The organism is Arsenophonus sp. aPb, from assembly GCF_029873475.1.
In the GTDB taxonomy this organism is placed as follows: Bacteria; Pseudomonadota; Gammaproteobacteria; order Enterobacterales; family Enterobacteriaceae; genus Arsenophonus.
The window spans coordinates 988,351-1,010,436 of record NZ_CP123499.1 but is presented as its reverse complement, the minus strand read 5'-3'; the positions used below and the strand labels follow the sequence as shown (position 1 = coordinate 1,010,436).

The 22,086-nt window shown below is 37.7% G+C and carries 23 protein-coding genes, 5 tRNA genes and 1 pseudogene; 24 read left to right on the top strand and 5 right to left on the bottom strand.

Translation table 11 applies throughout. The features are described from left to right. The first annotated feature begins 2 nt into the window (after positions 1–2). The 15 genes and pseudogenes from QE177_RS04335 to fur all read left to right on the top strand — a co-directional run bounded on the left by QE177_RS04335 (position 3) and on the right by fur (position 9,037). On the top strand, positions 3–938 hold the full coding sequence (locus QE177_RS04335; protein ID WP_280551482.1) for a DNA cytosine methyltransferase: 936 nt from the start codon (positions 3–5) through the stop codon (positions 936–938). A gap of 113 nt (positions 939–1,051) precedes the next feature. Then, positions 1,052–1,315, top strand: a complete 264-nt coding sequence (locus QE177_RS04330) for a hypothetical protein (RefSeq protein WP_280551481.1) — start codon at positions 1,052–1,054, stop codon at positions 1,313–1,315. Next, positions 1,308–1,397, top strand: a pseudogene (locus tag QE177_RS04325) (morphogenetic protein); the annotation flags it as partial. The gene QE177_RS04330 and the pseudogene QE177_RS04325, both read left to right, overlap by 8 nt. A gap of 123 nt (positions 1,398–1,520) precedes the next feature. After that, positions 1,521–2,282 (top strand): HNH endonuclease signature motif containing protein, encoded by a 762-nt coding sequence (locus QE177_RS04320; RefSeq protein WP_348519927.1) that lies wholly within the window; start codon positions 1,521–1,523, stop codon positions 2,280–2,282. After that, complete coding sequence (locus QE177_RS04315) at positions 2,279–2,491, top strand: hypothetical protein (RefSeq protein ID WP_280552211.1); 213 nt, start codon at positions 2,279–2,281, stop codon at positions 2,489–2,491. The genes QE177_RS04320 and QE177_RS04315 overlap by 4 nt, the downstream gene beginning before the upstream one ends. A 118-nt stretch (positions 2,492–2,609) precedes the next feature. Next, positions 2,610–2,759 (top strand): hypothetical protein, encoded by a 150-nt coding sequence (locus tag QE177_RS04310; RefSeq protein ID WP_280551480.1) that lies wholly within the window; start codon positions 2,610–2,612, stop codon positions 2,757–2,759. After that, positions 2,756–2,968, top strand: a complete 213-nt coding sequence (locus QE177_RS04305) for a hypothetical protein (protein WP_280551479.1) — start codon at positions 2,756–2,758, stop codon at positions 2,966–2,968. The genes QE177_RS04310 and QE177_RS04305 overlap by 4 nt, the downstream gene beginning before the upstream one ends. Then, a complete protein-coding gene (locus QE177_RS04300) occupies positions 2,965–3,210 on the top strand; it encodes a hypothetical protein (protein ID WP_280551478.1) in 246 nt (81 codons plus the stop codon). The genes QE177_RS04305 and QE177_RS04300 overlap by 4 nt, the downstream gene beginning before the upstream one ends. A gap of 6 nt (positions 3,211–3,216) precedes the next feature. Next, on the top strand, positions 3,217–3,762 hold the full coding sequence (locus QE177_RS04295) for a phage N-6-adenine-methyltransferase (RefSeq protein WP_280551477.1): 546 nt from the start codon (positions 3,217–3,219) through the stop codon (positions 3,760–3,762). 79 nt (positions 3,763–3,841) lie between these two features. Then, on the top strand, positions 3,842–4,033 hold the full coding sequence (locus tag QE177_RS04290; RefSeq protein ID WP_280551476.1) for an excisionase: 192 nt from the start codon (positions 3,842–3,844) through the stop codon (positions 4,031–4,033). Beyond that, the gene (locus tag QE177_RS04285) at positions 3,990–5,033 is read left to right on the top strand and encodes a tyrosine-type recombinase/integrase (protein ID WP_280551475.1); all 1,044 of its coding nucleotides are present in this window, start codon (positions 3,990–3,992) and stop codon (positions 5,031–5,033) included. The genes QE177_RS04290 and QE177_RS04285 overlap by 44 nt, the downstream gene beginning before the upstream one ends. A gap of 72 nt (positions 5,034–5,105) precedes the next feature. After that, the gene (locus QE177_RS04280; protein ID WP_280551474.1) at positions 5,106–7,229 is read left to right on the top strand and encodes a type I secretion system permease/ATPase; all 2,124 of its coding nucleotides are present in this window, start codon (positions 5,106–5,108) and stop codon (positions 7,227–7,229) included. A 181-nt stretch (positions 7,230–7,410) separates the two neighbouring features. Further along, the gene (gene ybfE / locus QE177_RS04275; protein ID WP_280551473.1) at positions 7,411–7,692 is read left to right on the top strand and encodes a LexA regulated protein; all 282 of its coding nucleotides are present in this window, start codon (positions 7,411–7,413) and stop codon (positions 7,690–7,692) included. Between the two features lie 187 nt (positions 7,693–7,879). After that, positions 7,880–8,413 (top strand): flavodoxin FldA, encoded by a 534-nt coding sequence (gene fldA / locus QE177_RS04270; RefSeq protein WP_280551472.1) that lies wholly within the window; start codon positions 7,880–7,882, stop codon positions 8,411–8,413. A gap of 156 nt (positions 8,414–8,569) precedes the next feature. Then, entirely contained in the window at positions 8,570–9,037 is a 468-nt protein-coding gene (gene fur / locus QE177_RS04265; RefSeq protein WP_280551471.1) for a ferric iron uptake transcriptional regulator, read from the top strand. A 312-nt stretch (positions 9,038–9,349) separates the two neighbouring features. Here the strand turns inward: fur and QE177_RS04260 are convergent, their stop codons facing one another. Continuing rightward, on the bottom strand, positions 9,350–9,523 hold the full coding sequence (locus QE177_RS04260; protein ID WP_280551470.1) for a hypothetical protein: 174 nt from the start codon (positions 9,521–9,523) through the stop codon (positions 9,350–9,352). A gap of 372 nt (positions 9,524–9,895) precedes the next feature. Between QE177_RS04260 and QE177_RS04255 the strand changes: the two genes are divergently transcribed. Beyond that, positions 9,896–10,168, top strand: a complete 273-nt coding sequence (locus tag QE177_RS04255; RefSeq protein ID WP_280551469.1) for a hypothetical protein — start codon at positions 9,896–9,898, stop codon at positions 10,166–10,168. 160 nt (positions 10,169–10,328) lie between these two features. Here QE177_RS04255 and QE177_RS04250 read toward each other — a convergent pair whose 3' ends face one another. From QE177_RS04250 to nagE, 3 genes are all read right to left on the bottom strand, one after another. After that, a complete protein-coding gene (locus tag QE177_RS04250; protein ID WP_280551468.1) occupies positions 10,329–11,312 on the bottom strand; it encodes a hypothetical protein in 984 nt (327 codons plus the stop codon). 216 nt (positions 11,313–11,528) lie between these two features. Then, on the bottom strand, positions 11,529–13,193 hold the full coding sequence (glnS, locus tag QE177_RS04245) for a glutamine--tRNA ligase (protein WP_280551467.1): 1,665 nt from the start codon (positions 13,191–13,193) through the stop codon (positions 11,529–11,531). Positions 13,194–13,404: 211 nt separating this feature from the next. Continuing rightward, positions 13,405–15,426 (bottom strand): N-acetylglucosamine-specific PTS transporter subunit IIBC, encoded by a 2,022-nt coding sequence (nagE, locus tag QE177_RS04240; RefSeq protein ID WP_280551466.1) that lies wholly within the window; start codon positions 15,424–15,426, stop codon positions 13,405–13,407. A 350-nt stretch (positions 15,427–15,776) separates the two neighbouring features. On the opposite strand from nagE, the gene nagB reads away from it, so the two are divergent. The 8 genes from nagB (at position 15,777) to QE177_RS04200 (ending at position 20,082) form a co-directional block, all read left to right on the top strand. Continuing rightward, complete coding sequence (gene nagB / locus QE177_RS04235) at positions 15,777–16,583, top strand: glucosamine-6-phosphate deaminase (RefSeq protein ID WP_280551465.1); 807 nt, start codon at positions 15,777–15,779, stop codon at positions 16,581–16,583. Positions 16,584–16,678: 95 nt separating this feature from the next. Further along, positions 16,679–17,839 carry an N-acetylglucosamine-6-phosphate deacetylase gene (gene nagA, locus QE177_RS04230; RefSeq protein ID WP_280551464.1) on the top strand — a complete coding sequence of 387 codons (1,161 nt, stop codon included), beginning with the start codon at positions 16,679–16,681 and terminating at the stop codon, positions 17,837–17,839. Between the two features lie 15 nt (positions 17,840–17,854). Then, positions 17,855–19,075, top strand: coding sequence for an ROK family protein (locus QE177_RS04225; RefSeq protein ID WP_280551463.1), 1,221 nt, complete (start codon positions 17,855–17,857; stop codon positions 19,073–19,075). Between the two features lie 512 nt (positions 19,076–19,587). Then, positions 19,588–19,664 (top strand) — tRNA-Met (locus tag QE177_RS04220). A gap of 6 nt (positions 19,665–19,670) precedes the next feature. Further along, positions 19,671–19,755 (top strand) — tRNA-Leu (locus QE177_RS04215). A 28-nt stretch (positions 19,756–19,783) separates the two neighbouring features. Next, a tRNA-Gln gene (locus QE177_RS04210) sits at positions 19,784–19,858 on the top strand. Between the two features lie 36 nt (positions 19,859–19,894). After that, positions 19,895–19,969 (top strand) — tRNA-Gln (locus tag QE177_RS04205). Positions 19,970–20,007: 38 nt separating this feature from the next. Further along, positions 20,008–20,082: transfer RNA gene (locus tag QE177_RS04200), tRNA-Gln, on the top strand. Between the two features lie 706 nt (positions 20,083–20,788). Here the strand turns inward: QE177_RS04200 and ubiF are convergent. Next, complete coding sequence (gene ubiF, locus QE177_RS04195; RefSeq protein ID WP_280551462.1) at positions 20,789–21,970, bottom strand: 3-demethoxyubiquinol 3-hydroxylase; 1,182 nt, start codon at positions 21,968–21,970, stop codon at positions 20,789–20,791. Positions 21,971–22,086 lie beyond the last annotated feature (116 nt).

Here is a 22,086-nt window from a genome sequence, read left to right as displayed (position 1 = left end):
TTTTGGCTGCTTATTACAATGAAATTGACCCTTACGCAGCTCAATGGTTGCGTAATTTAATCTCAGCAGGACATATTGCCGATGGCGATGTCGATGAACGCTCAATAGAGGATGTTAAACCCGATGACCTTAAAGCATATACACAATGTCATTTCTTCGCAGGAATCGGCGTCTGGTCATACGCATTACGCAAGGCAGGATGGCCAGATGATAAACCAGTATGGACAGGAAGTTGCCCCTGCCAGCCTTTCAGCGCGGCAGGCAAAAGAAATGGGTTTGCTGATGAGCGGCACTTATGGCCCGCGTTTTTCCACCTCATTTGCCAGTGCAACCCTGACGTTATCTTTGGTGAACAGGTTGCAAGCAAAGACGGACTCACTTGGCTCGACATTGTACAAACTGACCTGGAAGCAGAGAACTACACCACAACAGCGCTTGATTTATGCGCTGCGGGCTTCGGTGCGCCGCACATCAGGCAAAGACTCTACTGGGTGGCCAACACCAACGGCGAACGACTGCAAAGGAAGTGGACCAACAATAATTCGGAAGGATGGAAAAAACAGGATGTTCAGCAGACTGGATTATGCAACAGAACAAGGAATGATGATAACAGGATGGTTAACGCCGACAACGGTGAATTCAACACGATCACCGGATGCGCTAGCAGAACGTCAGAGAAAAAGGTTGATAACGGGAAGGTCATCATTAAGCCCGGGGAATCTGGAAGAGCAAGCAATTATGTATCTGGATTCTGGGAAAATACAGACTGGATCTTGTGTAGAGATGGAAAGTTGCGCCCGATTGAATCCGGCACATTCCCGCTGGCTAATGGGGTTACCAACAGAGTGGGACGCCTGCGCGCCTACGGTAATGCCCTTGTCGCGCCGGTCGCGAAAGAATTTATAAGCGCATATATACGAATGATAAATAAAAAATAGCCAGCGCAAGGCTGGCCAACACCAGGGAATTATATTGTAGTTTTAAGTCTCAATTATAACATAAATTAAACAAAATACTGTAATTATTTACATGTATTTAATAAAGGTGAGTTATGTTAATTCAATATGCAATACATGATATTAATGATGAAGAAGATAGATATGAACTTGAAATTAATTCATATGACGAAAAATGGTCTGATCTTATAGCAACACAATGCGCGGAAGATTATCACAATAATCATGATGGCTGGGAATCTGATTGGCCGCTAGTTATCAGAATTTTTGCTAATAATGAAATAATAGGAGATTTTAAGGTAGAAATGGAATTCTGGCCGTCTTTTCCAGCGAAAAAATTAGGAAGCAATCATGACTAAAGAAAGACCAATAATTTTTAACGGAGAAATGGTAAGAGCTATTTTAGACGGACGTAAAACGCAGACCAGGAGACCAATAAAAAGTAATCCAAACATTGTTAGATATAGCAATGTCATTTTTAATGGTCATGCAGGTTATGAAGATGAGCATGGCAGGCCTTTACCTTGTCCGTTCGGAAATGTTGGCGATCGGCTAATCCCAGCAATGTACATTCCATCACTCGACAGAAGATATTGCGCAGATGTGTTTGGTTATATTTGGTCACGAGCTAATTCAGGTGGTGAATGGAGGCGACTTTCTGGCTCCGCCAACGGCAAAGGGTATTTAACAGTAACTCCGGCGAGTAATGGGAAGTACAAAACTAGGCTGGTTCATGATTTGGTTTCGGAGGCTTTTCTTGGGGAGCGGCCGGACGGGATGCAAATTCGACATCTTGATGGCTTCCAGAGAAACAATGCTCCTGAAAATTTGGATTATGGAACCCAGGAGCAGAACTGGTCAGACCGACTCGTTAATGGGATATCACTTGGTGAAGATCATCACAACTCCAAGCTCACGACAGAAATCGTAAATGATATCCGGGAGTCTAGACTAAGCCAAAGAGCCCTCTCCGTTAAGTATGGGGTATCGCAATCAACCATCTGGTCAGTGCGGAACGCTAAGACCTGGAATGAAAACCCAGTAGCTAACCCACCTAACATGCCACGCTGGGCTTCTCGCATCACATTAAAAATTACTGGTGTTCGTGTAGAGAAATTGAATGATATCAGCCTGGTAGATACGATAGCAGAAGGAGTTATTCCAGATCACCCAGCTGTAAATACCTCATCACAAGAACCCTGGTTTTCAGATTTCTCACGCTCATGGTTTGCTCAAACATGGGACTCAATTTATGGCAAAGGTAGCTGGGAAACTAATCCATGGGTATGGGCAATCAGCTTTGAGGTTTTGAAATGGAAACAATGACTGATGAGGAATTAGTTAATGCCGCAATAGCTTTAGCTAACGATTTTTATCGCTTACATGGTTATGTAGCAAGAAAGAATTTCAAATATTGGGAATCCAGCCATCCTCAGGAACAGTTAATTTTTGAAATGGTTTGTTTAGCTTTTGAAAAAATTAGAGGCTCTGATGTGATGGGGGCTATAGAAAATATTGAGGCAGAAAATGACTAACGAAAAAATGCGGGAAGAGTTTGAGAGGTGGTTAGTGACTAGCAAAGGGTACACTAGATCGAGCGTAGAGAATTTATGCCCTATTAGTGGTAAGTACTATAGCCCTTACGTGAGAAGGATGTGGGAGGCTTGGCAAGCATCCAGAGAAAATCTTGAAGTAGAGTTGCCTAGCGAATACTCTGGTATTTACAGTTTACGTGATGGTGGGTTTTATAAAGTTAAAGAAGTAAAACAAAAACTAACAGAACAGGGGTTTAAAGTGAAATGAAAAAGCTAGATGTAAGAGTATATAATCTTATAAACATATTACATGATAAAGAAATAATGGCTGAATTAACTAGAGAAAAACAAATGGAAGAATTAACTTGTGGTGAAAAATTAGTAGATATCAAATCAACTAAAGCAACTGAATTAGATGTGTACAAAGTAAAAAGACTTACCGCAGAACTAATTAATCATTTAGAAAATAAAAAATGAAATTAATTGAAAAATGTGAAAGAGAAACTAAAGACGTCAATTATTTTGGCATTGAATTAACGGTTGATGCTGATATTAATTTTTTAGCTACTGACGATGATGGTTGTGTTTTTGGCTATCTTCAGATGCCAAAATACGATTGTGTGGCTAAGGTGTGGGTGCCAAATAGAGGGCAACCCTGTCCAGTTGCAATAGTAGATTTAGATAATAAAGACGGTAAAAATACGTTGGTCGAGGTGTAAGAACACATGAAAACAGACTTTGGTGGCAGCCACACACCAAAAGAAATACGTGACAGATGGCAAACTCCCCTTTCACTCTTTTTAGCACTTGATTCAGAATTCGGATTTTATTTAGACGCTGCGGCAGCGCATAACAATGCGCTATGCAGCCATTATCTGACGGAAAAAAATGATGCTTTAAATTGTGACTGGATTAGCTACGGAGCGATATTTTGTAATCCGCCCTACTCAAAAATTTTGCCATGGGTAATAAAAGCAAATGAAGAGTGCAGAAAACAAATGCAGACGGTTGTTATGCTTCTGCCTGCTGATATATCGGTTAAATGGTTTTGTACAGCAAGAAAAACGGCTGATGAAGTCAGATTTATTGAAAATGGCCGGATTAACTTTATTCCTGCCGGCGAAAACAAAAAGAAAGATGGCAATACGAAAGGATCTGTTTTGTTTATCTGGAGACCCTTCATTAAACCTAGAAATATAACAAACTATGTCGATCGTGACGAATTAATGTCAATAGGAAACAAAATCATCAAACAAACAAAAATTGCGTGAGATTTGCGTGTAAATCAGAGGACATCCAATGAAAATAACATTAGCAGAATGGAATGCAAGGAGGGATAGGCCTAGAAGGATGGACACAGTAAGGGGATGGGTTAGAAATGGGCTAATCCAGCCCCCACCCGTTAAAGATGGCAGAGAGTATCTAGTAGACGAATTTGCCGTCAAAGTTAACAGCATTAATGAAACAGGTTCACCTAATTTGTTGCAGAGGATCGGACATGCCGCGCGTGAGAAGTCAAAAAAATCGGGATTTACCACCTAATTTATATGTCAGAAACGGTTACTATTCCTATCGCGACCCTCGCACTAGAAAAGAATATAGCCTAGGCAGAAAGAAAGCCTACGCAATCAACGAAGCAGTTAGCGCTAATCAACTATTACTTAATCACGAAGTCTCAAAGCCTTTAACTGAAAGAATAGAGGGACACGGATCGGTCTCTTTTTATGAGTTTTTGGATAGGTATGAGGAAATTCTATATTCCAGAGGTTTGAAAGAAAAAACAATGAAAGATTATAAACATAGGATTAGTGTTATAAGAAAAGAAATGATTGATGTACCAATTGAAAGTATAACAACTAAAAATATTGCTGATTTACTTCATCCCTTTATTAATAAAGGAAAGATAACAACAGCAAAATTAATGCGTGTATTTTTAAATGACTATTTTAAAGAGGCTATATCATTAGGTATATTAAAAATAAATCCAGTTACCCCAACAAAAATACCGAAAATAAAAATACAAAGAGCAAGACTATCTTTTAATGATTTTACAGCTATATTAAATTTAATTAATGATGAAAATCATTGGCTGACAAAATCAATGAAAATAGCTCTAGTAACAGGACAAAGAATATCTGATATTTCTAAATTAAAATGGGAAAATATTTATGATAATAAATTATGGATTATTCAACAAAAAACAGAATCCAAAATAGCAATTCCTTTAAATATTGAAATAGCAAATATTAAGTTATCAAAGTTATTAGAACTAAAAAACGAAAGATCAGAATATATTATTACAAATGGAGATAAAAAATTGTCAACAGATAAAATATCTAAGACATTTGCTAAGTTTAGAGATAAATCTGAGTTGAAATGGGAGGGAAATCCACCCTCTTTTCATGAAATTAGGAGTTTATCAGCTAGATTATATACTGAGACTATGGGAACAGATTTTGCCAAAAAACTACTTGGTCATAAGTCAATTGAAATGACAGAAAAATATCAAGATGAAAGAAATAACGGTTGGGTTGAGTTATAATTTATAGTGAATGAATAGTGAATTATAGTGATAATGCATTTCTATTATACTGATAATTAACGCTTAATTATAATGTCAACTAACCAAGCCTTAGATGCAATAATCTGGCTTGGTAAACAACTGAGTAAATCCATTACAATTGAACAATTAACTCACTCTTTAGGATTAGAATCTGAACATCTAACCGACTGGCAGTTACGAGAGTGTGCGGATTTTATGCAATTAAGAAGCAAAGTAAACTTTCTTACACCCTCTGAACTGGAGCAAATTCCGTTACCCGCATTAATTGAAATAGAAGGAATATGGTGGGTATTTACCAATATAACGCAACAAATCATTGAAGTAATAAATCCGTGTTCTGAGAAAACATTAACTTTTCCCCATCATAATAACCCAAATAGCCCAATCAAATTTAAAATATTGCTGGTGGCTGAAAAAAAATTAACTGCCAAAAAAATCAAGTTTGGATTAGATTGGTTTTCCCCTTCGGTTCTTAGACAAAATAAACAACTAAGAGATATTTTTATACTCGCCAGTGTAGTGCAAATATTTGCCCTTATTCATCCAATCCTTTTTCAACATCTCATTGATAAAGTCTTGGTGGGTCGTAGCCTAAATAGCTTACATGTTTTAGCATTTGCTATGGTGTCATTAGCAATAGCCGAACCTATTTATAGCTTTATTCGTAATAAAATTTTTAACCATACCTCTAGCCAAATTAATGCTGAATTATCTGGCCGCTTATATCGTCATTTATTAGGGCTACCACTCGATTATTTTAAACAACGACAAACAGGACAAATTATTGCCCGGGTTCGTGAAATGGCTCAAATTCGGCAATTCCTCACTGGCTCAACTTTAATGTTGTTTATCGATCTCGTTTTTGTCACCTTATTTATTGCTGTGTTGTTCAATTACAGTGCACTGCTCGCTGGTATCGTCGTTGGTTCATTGGTTATCTATTTTATCTTTTGGTTATTAATTGGCCCCATTATCCGTAAACGGGTAGAAAAAGAGTATGAAGCTCAAGCCGAAAATACCACTTTTCTTACTGAATCAATCACTGGTATTGAAACCATTAAAACAACTGCCACAGAGAATAGGTTTTTACAACGCTGGCAGAAAATTTTAAGTCACCAATTACAAAAAAGCTTTCAGGTGCAAAAAAGTAGTGTGATAGCCAGTCAAATCATAACACTGGTCAATAAAATAACTACCGCTATTTTATTATGGTTTGGTGTTAAAGCCGTCATGCAAGGCCAGCTTAGCCCTGGAGAATTAATTGCGTTTAATATGCTTAGTGCTCATGTAACCCAACCGATTCTCCGGCTGGCACAAGTATGGCAAGATTTTCAACATACCCTTATCGCGCTAAAACGTGTTGGTGATATTCTTGATGAACCTACCGAATTTGGCCAAACAGGGTTAACTAATACAGCATCTCTTGAGGGTAATATAGAATTTAATCACATCAGATTTCGTTATGCTAGTGATATGCCAGAAGTATTGCAAAACCTATCCTTGTCAATTAAAGCCGGACAATTTATTGGTATCACAGGCCCTTCAGGATCCGGAAAAAGTACCTTAACGAAACTATTACAACGACTTTATATTCCTCAGCAGGGTCAAATTACAATTGATGGTATGGATCTGGCTGTCACTGATCCCATGGCTTTACGTCTTAATATGAGTGTAGTACTGCAAGAAAGTATTCTGTTTGCAGGCTCAATAGCAGACAATATCCGCTTAAGCCAGCCGGCAACTTCTGACGAAGCCGTGACCCAGGCCGCGCAAATGGCAGGCGCACTCGATTTTATTCAACAACTTCCGCAGGGTTTCAATACCCAGTTAGCAGAGAGGGGGATGAATTTATCAGGTGGCCAACGGCAACGTATAGCGCTTGCCCGTGCCCTGTTAACACAACCACGCATTTTAATTCTTGATGAAGCCACTTCTGCGCTAGATTACGATTCAGAAGCCGCTATCATGAAAAATATGCATTATCTATCTGCTGGTCGAACAGTAATTAGTATTGCCCACCGGCTTAATACCATCCGTCATGCTGATAAAATTTGTGTGATAAATGAAGGACAAGTCGTTGAATGCGATAGCCATGATAATCTACTCAGGTTAAATGGGTTTTATGCTCAACTCTGGTATCAGCAAATAGGATCAAAGGCAAAAATTAACGCTTAAACATGACATAAGTTGCCAGTAAGCTCTCATTTATCTGTTTTACTGGCTATGTCTAATTTCACTTGCTCACTAATAGGCTGCTTTATCAATAGGATATATTTTATCTGATAGTAGCGATAGTTATCTTGCTAGGGTATGATTGTTTTAAGTAACTAGCAAATTTCCATCAACATTTAAATTTATGGCAAAAGAGCAGACTGATCGCACAACCCGGGATCTATTCGCCGATGAACTTAGGCCTGGGCGTCCGAAAACTAATCCCTTATCTCGACATGAACAATTAAAAATTAATAAACGTAATCAATTAAAACGTGATAAAAGTAAAGGCTTACGTCGTGTCGAATTAAAAATCAATGAGCGGGCTGTTGCGGCATTAAATATGCTAGCCCAAGAACAAAAAATAAGCCGTAGTGAACTAATAGAACAAATATTACTGACACAATTAGCAAAGAAAAACCGATGAATTGCAGTTTTACTGGTTTATTTTGTCTAAAACACACAAAATTGACAGAATTATGCAGTTATTTTCGTCAAAATAATGGTCATTTAATTATTTATTAATCAACTGTTATTATCTTTCCTATTACTACTATTAGTAACAATAAGATAACTAAACAACGCAAATTAAAATTAAGAGGTTTATTTACTTTATGGCAATCATAGGTATCTTCTTCGGCAGTGATACTGGCAATACAGAAAATATTGCCAAAATGATCCAAGAAAAGCTTGGCGGCGCTGATATTGCTGAAATTCATGATATTGCTAAAAGCAGTAAAGAGGATATTGAAGCATTTGATATTTTACTATTCGGTATTCCTACCTGGTATTATGGTGAAGCACAGTGTGATTGGGACGATTTCTTTCCGACATTGGAAGAAATTGATTTTGAAGGTAAGCTGGTCGCTATTTTTGGTTGTGGCGATCAAGAGGATTATGCGGAATATTTTTGTGATGCAATGGGAACTGTGAAAGAGATTATTGAACCTAACGGTGCTAGCATTATTGGTCACTGGCCAACCGAAGGTTACCACTTCGAAGCATCAAAAGGACTCGCTGATGACACTCATTTTATTGGTCTTGCCATTGATGAAGACCGGCAACCGGAACTAACCGATGAGCGGGTGAAAAATTGGGTAAAACAAATATCCGACGAGCTAGAATTGCCAGCCATCATCCATAGATAGATGCCAATTTTTTTTGTACATGATAATTCCTGCAAATTGTGTAATGATATTAAGACATATATAATTGTAAAATTAGTTTGAAAGAAACAGTATGCTACTGTTAACAATGTTTTGATATTATTGAATTCACTACTAATGCAACAAGGTAGGATCCGCATGACCGACAACAATAAAGCATTGAAGAATGCAGGGCTTAAAGTAACACTTCCACGTTTGAAAATTTTAGAGGTATTACAAGAGCCAGAGTGCCATCACGTCAGTGCGGAAGATCTCTATAAAAAACTCATTGATATGGGGGAAGAGATTGGCCTCGCAACGGTTTATCGTGTTCTAAACCAATTTGATGAAGCGGGTATTGTTACTCGCCATAACTTTGAAGGCGGTAAATCAGTTTTTGAGCTGACACAACAACATCACCACGATCACTTAATTTGCCTAGATTGTGGTAAAGTTATTGAATTTAGTGATGAATCGATTGAAACAAGACAAAAAAACATCGCCGAACGTCATGGTATTAAACTCTCTAATCACAGTCTCTATCTCTATGGACATTGCTCCAAAAAAGACCATTGTGATGAAAACGACTTGGGGCACCCAGCCCGCAATAGTAAAGAAGAAAAATAACCCTGCCTATCACTGTTTTTGTTATTAATCAATTGAAAATAAAAGGAGAATAGCAAGCGTATTTCTCCTTTTATTTAACCGTAATATTTTACTTTATTGTTCAACCTAAAAATTAGCCCAGATTTTAACAATTTTTTCATTTTACCTTGCAAACAATGAGATATCAGTTGAAAAGTATTATGCCTAACACTGTTACAGCTTATTCAGCTACAAATAATCGCTCATGTATAATATCCTTAAGTATGATACAACAAATAATATATGCTTGGCCTATTGTAGGCTATAGCGCTAACATCTTGCTTGACATGCAGCTTACCCTTGCGGTTCAATTCCCCGCTTACGTAACTCCTTCCTTAAGATACGCTTGATCCACATCGCTAAAGAAGTATCACCATCTTTTTTGGCCTGCTCTTCGAGCTGCTCACGAAATTTCTCCGTAAGACGCATTTGATATTGTGGCGAACGTTTTTCTTTTGGTATTGACATTGGTAATTACCAGATATTATGATGTTTAGATGGTAACCATTATTGTAATGATACAGTCACCATAAAACAACGAAGCCCGCAGGTGCTACCAACACCTACGAGCCTCTCACCACAACATTAACAGGGCTAATGCTATGGCTAGTACCAATAGTATCACAAACACATATCTAAAGCGCTATACATTCCTTCACTATCATACCCATAAGATGGGCTCGAAAAGCCAGTTATTACGTTTGATTTTCATATTGGCGAGAGAAAAAGTGCAAGCCCACGCGATATTGACCACGTTTCCATTATTACTTATCTGTCGTCAATCATTGGGGGTGCACAATGCTGTCTGATAGCAATATTCTTTTTTCCGAATGAGCTAATGTGCTTCGCAAGCTAGATATCTCACATTTGAGTACCGATAATATCCTACAGTTAGCAAACAGCAGCGAAGAGTGTTGCGCTGGATTATGCCATAATTTACATTTTTTGGCGAAAACCTTGCTTTCTTTGGCAGATAATAAAGTATCAGAGTTCTCTCTGGAAAGCCTATGTCAATTAGGTCATGGATTGTCAGCTATTGCTATTTTGCTACCTGCTTTAATGCAACTACAAAAATCTGCTGAACAACAAATTAGCAATATTCCCGAGGATTAATATTAATCGTCGCTTCCATTTTGATTATCAATGGAAGCGTTAATAACGTTTATTTCTCTTTTACGATCCTGCGCGCACGGCTTGAAAGTGTATTCATTACATCAAAGAAATATTTTAACACTTATCAAAATAGGGTCAAAAAGTGGTAGCAACTAGGTTGTCAAACTGCTTGCTGATACAAAGTACGAATATGCGCTACATATCTGCTATGTGCGGCTAAGGCGCTATCTTTTTTCTCCGCTATCTGCGGAATAATATTAACGCTACCAATATGATCAACGGCAAAAAATTTATCCAACTTTGGCACAATATCACCATCAACATAGTAGTGATTAATATTACCCTTAACTTTTTTTAAGTTGGCTAAATTGCTATATTGCGCTAACAAGTCGTTCTGTAAACCTAAGCCAAGTTGAGCGCTGCTAAAACATTCTGCTCGAATAGCCTTTTCTGTAGTAGATACTTTTAGCGCAGAATAAGCCGCTAAGCCTCCGCCTAATGAATGACCGCTGGTTGAAAGACTATATTTCTGCCATTTCTCCTGTTGCATAAGTAGTTGCAAATTGTGCAGTAGCTGGCTAGCTTGCTTATAGCAAGCAGGAATGTCACCAAACACATTATTAATATTCGCATTGCATTGATTAATAAAAGTTCTCGGATTCTTCATATAACGCGGCGCTCCACCACTTACCGCTTCACCACTGGTGGTACCACCAAAAACCAAGCGAATTTCCTGCCTAATCTTATTGTGAAAAATATAAGCAACTAATCCGGTTTTACTATCGTTTAATAAACCATGCTGCGGATACAGTTTTATATTGGTCTTTTTAGATAGGAAGCTGGCCAATTCACGATCGATCCCCCATTGGGTGGATTCTAATGTGGCAAGGTTACGGTTGTACACAAAATCAGCTAATAACGCATCATGATAATGTTGCTTGATGCTGGCTTTATCTAACAGGAGACTTAATTTTTGGCAAGTATGCAACTCATTTAGCGACGTTTTTTGTTGTAATATCTCAACATTACTATTATGGATAGTCTTTAATAGAGAGAGCAAATTGTCCTTAGGGGATATTAGCTGCGACTCCTTAGGCAAAAACACATTTTTTACTAAATAGTTTGAATTGATTAAGTTTGGCATGGCATAACATCCTTATTAATAGCCAATGGGTCAGTTTAATAATTATATTTGCCAAAGAGTGGTTATCTTGTTTTAACCAACTAGAAATCTATGACTAAAAGCCATATTTTTCTGTTTAAAAAAATATACTATCCAAACAAACTCTCTCTTCTTTTTAATAAAAAAAGCATGGTTATCAACCACGCTTTTTATAGTCATTATCAATGATATAATTTCTTAGCTGGCGATTTTTGCCCAACTATCTCTTAACCCTACCGTGCGATTAAATACCAACTGTTCAGCAGTATGATCATGGCTATCGGCACAAAAATAGCCCTCGCGTTCAAACTGATAAGCTTTTCCAGCTTGCGCGGTAATTAAACTTGGCTCAACAAACCCATGCCGAATCACTAAAGAATCTGGATTAATAGCGGCTAAAAAGTCCTCTTCTGCGGCCGGATTAGGCACCGTAAATAAGCGATCATACAACCTGATTTCTGCTGGCAGCGCATGTAATGCACTTACCCAATGGATAACCCCTTTGACTTTACGCCCGTCGGCAGGATCTTTATTTAATGTATCAACATCATAAGTACAATAAATCGTGGTAATATTACCTGCTGCATCTTTATCAACCCGATTAGCCTGTATAATATAAGCATTACGTAAACGCACCTCTTTACCTAAAACTAAGCGCTTATATTGTCGATTAGCTTCTTCACGAAAATCAGCCCGATCGATATAAAGCTCTCGACTAAATGGTACTTGACGGGTGCCCATCTCAGGTTTATTCGGGTGATTATACATTGTCAGCATTTGCTCATCAGCGGACATATTTTCAATCACTAACTTTATCGGATCTAATACCGCCATGGCTCGTGGTGCATTTTCATTTAGATCATCACGAATGCAAGACTCCAATGCTGCCATTTCAACCGTATTATCTTGCTTGGTAACGCCAATACGCCGACAAAACTCACGAATTGATGCAGCCGTATAGCCACGACGACGTAAACCTGAAATAGTTGGCATTCTAGGATCATCCCAGCTTTCAACCCTATTTTCTGCCACTAACTGATTTAGTTTACGTTTTGACATCACCGTATAGGCAAGATTTAGACGTGAAAACTCATACTGTCTTGGATGACAATCAATAGTAATATTATCTAATACCCAATCATATAAGCGGCGATTATCCTGAAATTCCAGGGTACAAAGTGAGTGAGTAATCCCCTCTAATGCGTCCGAAATACAATGGGTAAAATCATACATTGGATAAATACACCATTTATTACCTGATTGGTGGTGCTCGGCATATTTTATTCGATATAACACCGGATCACGCATAACGATAAAAGGAGATGACATATCAATTTTAGCGCGCAGACAGGCCTTACCCTCTTCAAATCCGCCCGCTCGCATCTTGTCAAAGAGCTGCAAATTTTGCTTAATACTGCGATCACGATATGGACTATTTTTACCCGGCTGCTTTAAAGTTCCTCGATATTCTCGAATAGCATCAGGACTTAATTCATCAACATACGCTAAGCCTTTTTTAATCAGCTCAATAGCATATTGATAAAGGTCATCAAAATAATCTGACGAATATTTAACGTTACCACTCCAATTAAAGCCTAGCCATTTCACATCTTCTTGAATAGAGTTAACATATTCAACATCTTCTTTAACTGGATTAGTATCATCAAAACGCAAATTGCATTGACCCTGATAATCCTTAGCAATACCAAAATTCAGACAGATTGATTTCGCATGACCAATATGTAAATAACCATTTGGCTCAGGTGGAAAACGGGTATATACATGAGTATGTTTACCTGTAGCCAAATCTTCATCAATAATCTGGCGAATGAAATTTGTTGGGCGAGTATCTGCCTCATTCATTGTCATAGTTCCTCAATGCAAAAGCATGTTAATAACGCTTTTATCATCTACGATATCCGAATTAGAAACAACCGTTTATTAACACATATTATTAAGCTTTATTGAATTAATAAAAAGCGCATAAAGGAAAAACGGGAGGTTCATAACCCTTCCCGTTTTTATCCATTATTAATTCTACGGTTATTATATCAAATCATAATAATAAAACACATTACTTCAATATATCATAAATTGGCGTTATTCCCGCGATTACTTCACCCGTTGCCACTATTGTCAATCCCTGATAATCATCAATATTACTGATAATAATTGGACTTATCATTGATTTAGCATGCTGCTCTAAGTAAGGTAGATCTAGTTTCAGGATAGGCTGACCTACCTTTACGTCACTATTTTCTACAACTAAACGCTCGCATCCTTGCCCCTTTAATGCCACAGTATCAATACCCATGTGAACGATCACTTCAACACCTTCATTAGTCTCAATACAGAAGGCATGATTGGTAGCAAAAATTTTTACAATCTTGCCCGCTACAGGCGCTAACACCTCACCATTGGTTGGCTTGATCGCTAAACCATCACCGACAATACGGCTAGCAAAAGCTTCATCAGGAACTTCATCAAGGGAATAAATTTCACCACTAACTGGCGCAACCAGCGTTAAAATCGTTTGCCCTATAGGTTTATTTTTTGCTTTTACTGCTAATTGTCGATTATCTTTCTCAACAAAATTTGATGGTGCAACAACCTCTCTTGCAGCAATCCTTTTCATTGCTTCTGCTATCATTTCTGCGCGCGTTCCAACAATAATTTGCACATTGTGTTTATTTAAACGAATAATGCCTGATGCACCCAATTTTTTTACCAAATCATCATTAACAATATCACCGGTTTTAACGCCTAGACGTAAACGAGTAATACAAGCATCGATTACTGTTAAATTATCTGTTCCACCCGCCGCCGCAAGATATTGGTATGCTTCATGGGTAATATCTTTATCACTGATCGTGATATCTTTGTCATAATCATCAACTTCTTGCTCCCCGTTTGTCATTTCACGACCAAGAGTCATTAAATTGAATTTATTAATCACGAAACGAAATATGACATAATACAAACAAAAGAAAATTAAACCTTGGAAAATCAACATATACCAATGCACTGCTAATGGATTATGACTCTGCAGTAACATATCAACTAAACCCGCACTAAAGCCAAAACCCGAGATCCAGTGCATTGCTGCGGCAATATAAACAGAAAATCCAGTTAATAGCGCATGAATGACATAAAGAATCGGCGCAACAAACATGAATGAGAATTCGAGTGGCTCAGTAATGCCAGTAAAAAAGGCGGCGAAAGCACCTGCCATCATGATACCCGCTACTTTTGCTTTATTTTCCGGGCGGGCACAGTGATAAATGGCCAATGCCGCACCTGGTAAACCAAACATCATAATGGGGAAAAATCCAGCTTGATAACGCCCAGTAATCCCTTTTTCGGCCATACCTGCTGCCAACGATTTAGCTCCCGCCAAAAAGTTGGGAATATCATTAATACCCGCCACATCAAACCAAAATACTGAATTTAATGCATGATGTAATCCAACTGGGATCAACAGACGATTAAAAAAAGCATAAATACCGGCGCCTAATGAACCCAAATCTTTAATATTTTCACCAAACACCACTAATACATTATAAATGAATGGCCAAACATACATCAGAACGAAGGACACCAGGATCATCAAAAAAGAAGTCAATATAGGTACTAAACGGCGGCCACTAAAGAACGACAAAGCTTTTGGTAACTCAACACCACTATAGCGATTATAAAGTTCCGCAGCCAATACACCGACCAATATCCCGATAAACTGATTATTAATTTTGCTAAATGCCGCTGGGACCTGCTCACTAGCAACGCCCATGATCATCGAAAAAGCAGTCGGAGAACATAGGGTGGTTACCACTAAAAAACCAACAAAACCGGTTAATGCCGCAGAACCATCTTTATCTTTCGACAAACCATAAGCAACACCAATTGCAAACAGGGTTGACATATTATCTATAATTGCCGCACCTGATTTGAACAATAAAGCGGCAATGGTACTATTAGCCCCCAAGCCGTTAGGATCAATCCAATAACCAATCCCCATTAAAATCGCAGCGGCAGGTAACACAGCAACAGGTACCATAAGAGCACGACCTATTCGCTGCAAATAACTTAACACATTCACTCTGTTTTCCCCTTGAATAACCTCATTGCTGAGTTCTTATGGCTAAATATTATAAATATTCAATTTTTTGCATATATTATCATTAAGTCACTTAGACCTAATTATTTTGCATCACAAATTAAATCAGCTAAAGTTGTGATAAAAGTCTAAATGTCACTCTGTTATTTGATTAAAATAGTGGCTAAACAAAAAATCTTTTTTTTTTGTGAAAAATATCTTATTTTACTAGATTTCAGACGTTAACAAATAGACAATCTTTGCGTTATAAAAACTGAATTAATAGCAAAGAATAATATAAAATCATTAAAATATAGCTGATATGCAGCAAAATTAAGTGAGGTAAAAAAATAATGAGGCTTATTCCTCTAACAACTGCAAAAGATGTTGGTATTTTTTCCGCTAATTATATTGCAAATAAAATTAATCAATTCAATCCAACGGCTGCACATCCATTTATATTAGGACTGCCCACAGGCGGAACACCACTCGCTACTTATCATGAGCTGATTAATCTTTTTAAGGCGGGTAAAGTTAGTTTTAAAAATGTGGTTACTTTTAATATGGATGAATATGTCGGGATCCCGCAAGATCATCCCCAAAGCTATTATACTTTCATGTATGAAAATTTCTTTAACCATATCGATATCACGAAAAATAATATTAATTTACTTGATGGTAATGCAAAAGATATTGATGCTGAATGTAAACGTTACGAAGATAAAATCAAGTCTTATGGTAAAATACATCTATTTATGGGGGGTGTTGGTAGTGATGGCCATATTGCCTTCAACGAACCCGCTTCATCGCTATCTTCTCGAACCCGGATCAAAACGCTAACACCAGAAACCAGACAGGCAAATTCCCGTTTTTTTGACAACAATATTGATCTAGTGCCTAAATATGCCGTCACGGTTGGTGTAGGAACTTTACTTGATGCTGAAGAAATTTTAGTCCTAGCAACCGGTGCCAATAAAGCATTAGCTGTTGAAGCTGCGGTAGAAGGCTCGATTAACCATATGTGGACGATTAGCTGCCTACAAATGCATGCAAAATCAGCGCTGGTTTGTGATGAACCAGCAACCCTTGAGCTAAAAGTAAAAACTTTAAAATATTTCCGTCAATTAGAATCTGACATTATAAATCAATTTGCTAGTTAAATTAAGATAGTAAAATTTAATACTATCGACTAAAAATAGGCTAATAACTCGATAGATTATCCTATTTTTTGTCCATAACAAAAGAGTAAAACATCATGTATGCATTAACCAACTGCATTATTTACACAGGTTATGAAAAACTGGACAATCATGCAGTTATTATTGAAAAAGAACAAATAAAACACGTTTGTCCAATAGCAGAATTACCTCAGGATATTGAAATTCATGATCTACAAAATGCCATTCTAGCGCCAGGATTTATTGATCTACAAGTTAATGGCTGCGGTGGTGTACAGTTCAATGATAATCTAGCAGATATCTCAATTAAGACGCTGGAAATTATGCAAAAAGCCAATGAACGACATGGTTGTACCAGCTTCCTACCTACATTGATCACCAGCCCTGATTCGTTGATTAAAACAGCAATAGAAACGATGCGTGACTATCTGGCCAAATATAAAAACCAGGCATTAGGGCTACATATTGAAGGACCTTACATTAACCCAGTCAAAAAAGGTACACATAATGCCGAATATATTCGTAAGCCTTCGGCCGAAATGATCAACTATTTATGTCAAAATGCTGATGTGATCACTAAAATTACTTTAGCACCAGAAATCGTTGCCGAAAAATATATTCACCAATTAGTTGAAGCAGGTATTGTTGTTTCAGCCGGTCATTCCAATGCAACTTACGAAGAGGCACAGAATGGTTTCAAGGCCGGTATTCAATTCTCAACTCATCTTTTCAATGCTATGCCTGCTATTTCAGGTCGAGCTCCTGGATTAGTTGGCGCTATTTATAATACGCCTAATGTATATGCAGGAATTATTGCCGATGGATTACATGTTCACTGGGCTAATATTCGTGATAGTAAACAATTAAAAGGCGATAAATTAATTTTAGTAACAGATGCTACCGCACCTGCTGGACTTGATCCTAATGGCAATGAAATGGATTATTTTACCTTTGCAGGTAAAACCATATATTATCGTGATGGATTATGTGTTGATAAAAATGGTACATTAAGCGGTTCATCGTTAACGATGTTAAATGCTGTGAAAAATAGTGTTGAACATGTAGGTATTGCATTAGATGAAGCGCTACGAATGGCCACACTTTATCCCGCTCGTGCTATTGGTGTCGACAAAAAACTTGGGAGCATAGAAAAAGATAAAGTTGCCAATCTTATGGTATTTAATCGCGACTTCATTATCCATAAAACCATTGTTAATGGCCGTGAAATCAAACTGTAACGAGCATATATACTGATGAGTCACAATTACATTTTGAAACAAATTGGTAATATTGATTTAGTTAAACAATTAAATAGTGCTGTAGTATATCGAATTATTGATCAAAATGGCCCTATTTCTCGAATTCAGATCTCAGAACAGAGCCAATTGGCGCCTGCCAGTGTAACCAAAATAACGCGCCAATTACTTGAGCGCGGTTTAATTAAAGAAGTCGCCCAACAAGCCTCCACTGGTGGTCGCCGACCCATTTCAATTATTTCTGAACATCACCTTTTTCATAGCATTGGCGTGAGATTGGGTCGTCGTGATTGTACATTAGCACTTTACGCCTTAAACGGCAAAATGCTCGCTGAAGCGCATTCACCATTACCCGAAACCGGCCAACAAGAAATAGAAAATCATTTAATTGCAGCTATTGAAAATTTCATTCAACAACATCAACGCCCTAATCGCGAGTTGATTGCTATTTCAGTTATTTTACCTGGTTTAGTCAATCCACAAGCAGGAATTGTCCATTATATGCCCCATATAAAAGTACATAACTGGCAGTTACTGCGTAATCTGAAAGAGCATTTCAAAATGACCTGTTTTATCGGTCACGACATTCGTAGTTTTGCACTGGCAGAACATTATTTCGGTGCAACACAAAATTGCGCCGATTCAATTTTTGTACGCATCCATCATGGCGCTGGAGCTGGTGTGATTATGGGAGGTGAAATTTTATTAAACAACCGTTACAACCTGGGTGAAGTCGGCCATATACAAATAGATCCATTAGGAGAACGGTGTCATTGCGGTAACTTTGGTTGTCTGGAAACAATTGCAGCTAATAGCGCTATTGAAAATAGAATTAGGCAACAACTTGAACAAAATTATCCAAGCCAATTAAAACCAAATAATTGTTCTATTAAAGCAATTTGCCAGGCAGCAAATAAAAACGATCCGTTAGCAATTGAAGTAATTAAACACGTAGGTCATCATCTTGGTAAAGCAATTGCCATTATTATTAACCTATTTAATCCGCAAAAAGTCGTCATTGCAGGAGAAATAACAGCAGCCGAAAAAGTTCTCCTACCCGCCATGCAAAACTGTATCAAAACCCAAGCACTAAAAGATTTTCGTAATGATCTACCGATTGTTACTTCACAACTGGTACATAATTCAGCGATTGGCGCTTTCGCCTTAACTAAACGTGCTATGTTAAATGGCGAACTTTTGCAACATTTGCTTGAATAGCAATAACGTTGTAATACATCGTTCGATGCTTTTTATTAGCGGGAATATAAAAAATTATGCTGCAAATAACACATTTTTCTTTTAATTAAAAAAATTTTTAATATACAACAGCAATTATTAATCGCTAAAAAGTAGCAGCATAGATACAATATTTTGCGCTAATTTGTTCATTTTCGCTCACTAATAAATAGCTCAATGACTATCACATTTTATCTCAATAAATTAATAAATGCGTTTGGTTGTTAATGAAAATTATCACCACCATTGAAGTAAAAAGCATCGCTTATTTGATTAGCAAAAATAGCTAACTCAATTAGTTTTTATATTTGACATATCAAGCTATTATTATTTGGCAATAACACCGTTATTTTTTGTCGATTTTATCGACAAAGTGATTACAACCCAAACAAACAGATATTTTTCTGCGGAAATCGTAAAAAAATCTGTTGACGATTCGGGGCGATATACGCATAATGCGCCCCGCAACGCCGATAAAGGTTGTGCAAAAAGATGGCTACGTAGCTCAGCTGGTTAGAGCACAGCACTCATAATGCTGGGGTCACAGGTTCGATTCCCGTCGTAGCCACCATAATTTGCGGGAGTGGCGAAATTGGTAGACGCACCAGATTTAGGTTCTGGCGCCGCAAGGTGTGCGAGTTCAAGTCTCGCCTCCCGCACCATTCTTTATAAAAATTGTTTATATCTTGTTGGGGTATCGCCAAGCGGTAAGGCACCAGGTTTTGATCCTGGCACACCCTGGTTCGAATCCAGGTACCCCAGCCACTTTATAGATGTTAGTTAGTTTATCGTTTATTCAGTTGGGGTATCGCCAAGCGGTAAGGCACCAGGTTTTGATCCTGGCATTCCCAGGTTCGAATCCTGGTACCCCAGCCATATTATAAATTTTAACTATTATATCAATTATCCCCGATTGGGGTATCGCCAAGCGGTAAGGCACCGGATTCTGATTCCGGCACTCCCAGGTTCGAATCCTGGTACCCCAGCCATTATTTTCAATCAATTATACAAATCAAAAATACCTAACAGAATTCAAAAAGAATAAGCTAGATGTAAAAAATAATTTTTTATTAACAATAATTTTACTAGCATAACTTCTAAAGGCTTAGTTAAACGTCGCTAAGGGTAAAAATCTCCAAAATAGAAGCACCTGAAAAGTTTTGATTAAAAATTACTTGTTAATTTATTCAAACAATGTGACCTATCATCGCAAAATGACTATCTATTACTTTTATTATTTATCGTGATAGTCCCTTAGGCTGGCAAAAAATTAGTATGTAGCGTTATAAATAGTTAGAGAAAAGAAGATAGATAATATTGAGACAATATGAGAATAACAGATAGATGGTAGATGGTAGATACCAAATTAACAACGCCGCTGAAAAACAGCGGCGATTTACTTCAAACGCATAAAATAAAAAATATCAAAATATAGCTATTAAGATCACTTTAATATGATAGAAATAGACAAAAACATATGCCAAGTTGGACTGCCAACACCAGTAAGGACGATAAACTTTATGAATAAAAACAAATAACTATATAGCAGTATAACACGTGACTCATAAAAGAATAACAAAAATGATGGTTTTTGGATCCATCTCACAATTTAATTAATTTTGACATTCTTCTCTATCTAAAGAACAAGGTGTCACGACACAGCAGTCAGAAAATAGCATAACAACCATCTTTATTTCATAAACCTAAAGCATATTTAAGTACCTTTTTCTTAACGCTACTTAGCTGTTGTACCACCATTAAGGCTAAATTTCGGCCAGCTTTTACCGTCGCTAACTGGGAACTAAATAGTGTATAGATAGCATCCATACCTGCCTGCATCAATTTATTATCTCGCATTCTATCCTGTTGATATATCACTAAAGTTTTTCGATCATAGTAAGGTAATAAATGCGCCTTGGCATCAATCAACACCTTTAATAGACTATCAACATCACGGTAACCGAGATTGACTCCCTGTCCGGCAAGTGGGTTGATGGTATGGGCAGCATCGCCAATCAACGCTAGCCCCTCGTCAACATAACGATTAGCGTGATGGCGGTTCAGTGGAAAACTACCTTTAGCAACAACTTGCAGTGAGCCAAGGCGAGCTGGAAAAGCTGAAATAATTTCTTGCTTCAGTTGCTCCAAAGACATAGCTTGCAGTTGTCTAATTCGGGCAGGTTTATCATACCAAACCAAACAGGCCCAATGATCAAATAAAGGCAAAAATGCTCGCGGGCCAGAAGGAAAAAATTGTTGCCAAGTAATATCCTGTTGTGGTTGTTCCATCTTAACCGTAATAAGCAGACATGATTGACCATATTGCCAACCATTACTACCAATTCCAGCCAAAGAACGCACCTGTGAATGAGCACCATCAGCAGCAATAATTAAATTTGCCAACACTTGCTGATTGTTATTTAAGGTAATTTTCCACTGTTGATGGTGACGCTGCATTGCGGCCAATTTAGCCGGACATAGCAAGGTAAGATTGGGATATTGAGAAAATTGTTGCCATAATGCCAATTGCAAAATACGGTTTTCAACCATATAACCCAGTTCAGGTAAACCCAGACTGCTTGCTTCAAACATTACATGTGTATTTTCCCCTTCCCATGTTTCTAATCTTCGATATGGGGCAACGCGCATATTTAAAACACTATTCCACACACCAAGTTGCTTGAGTAAATCCACGGAAGTACAACTCAGCGCTGAAACACGTAAATCAGGCTGCTCTAACGGATCGAAAGGTGCCGGTTTAGTATGTTCAAGTAACAGGATCCGCCAACCTTCTTTGGCTAATCCAATTGCCATGGCTGCGCCTATCATACCCGCACCAACGACTACAATGTCATAATTTTCATCTACTCTATTCATATCAACTTAGCTATCTATAGTCATCAATCTAATAGTAGGGCTAGTTTTTCTTAAGTCATTTACTAATAATCTATTCTACATACTGGTCAGCGATGCCCCAAACGAATACAATACAT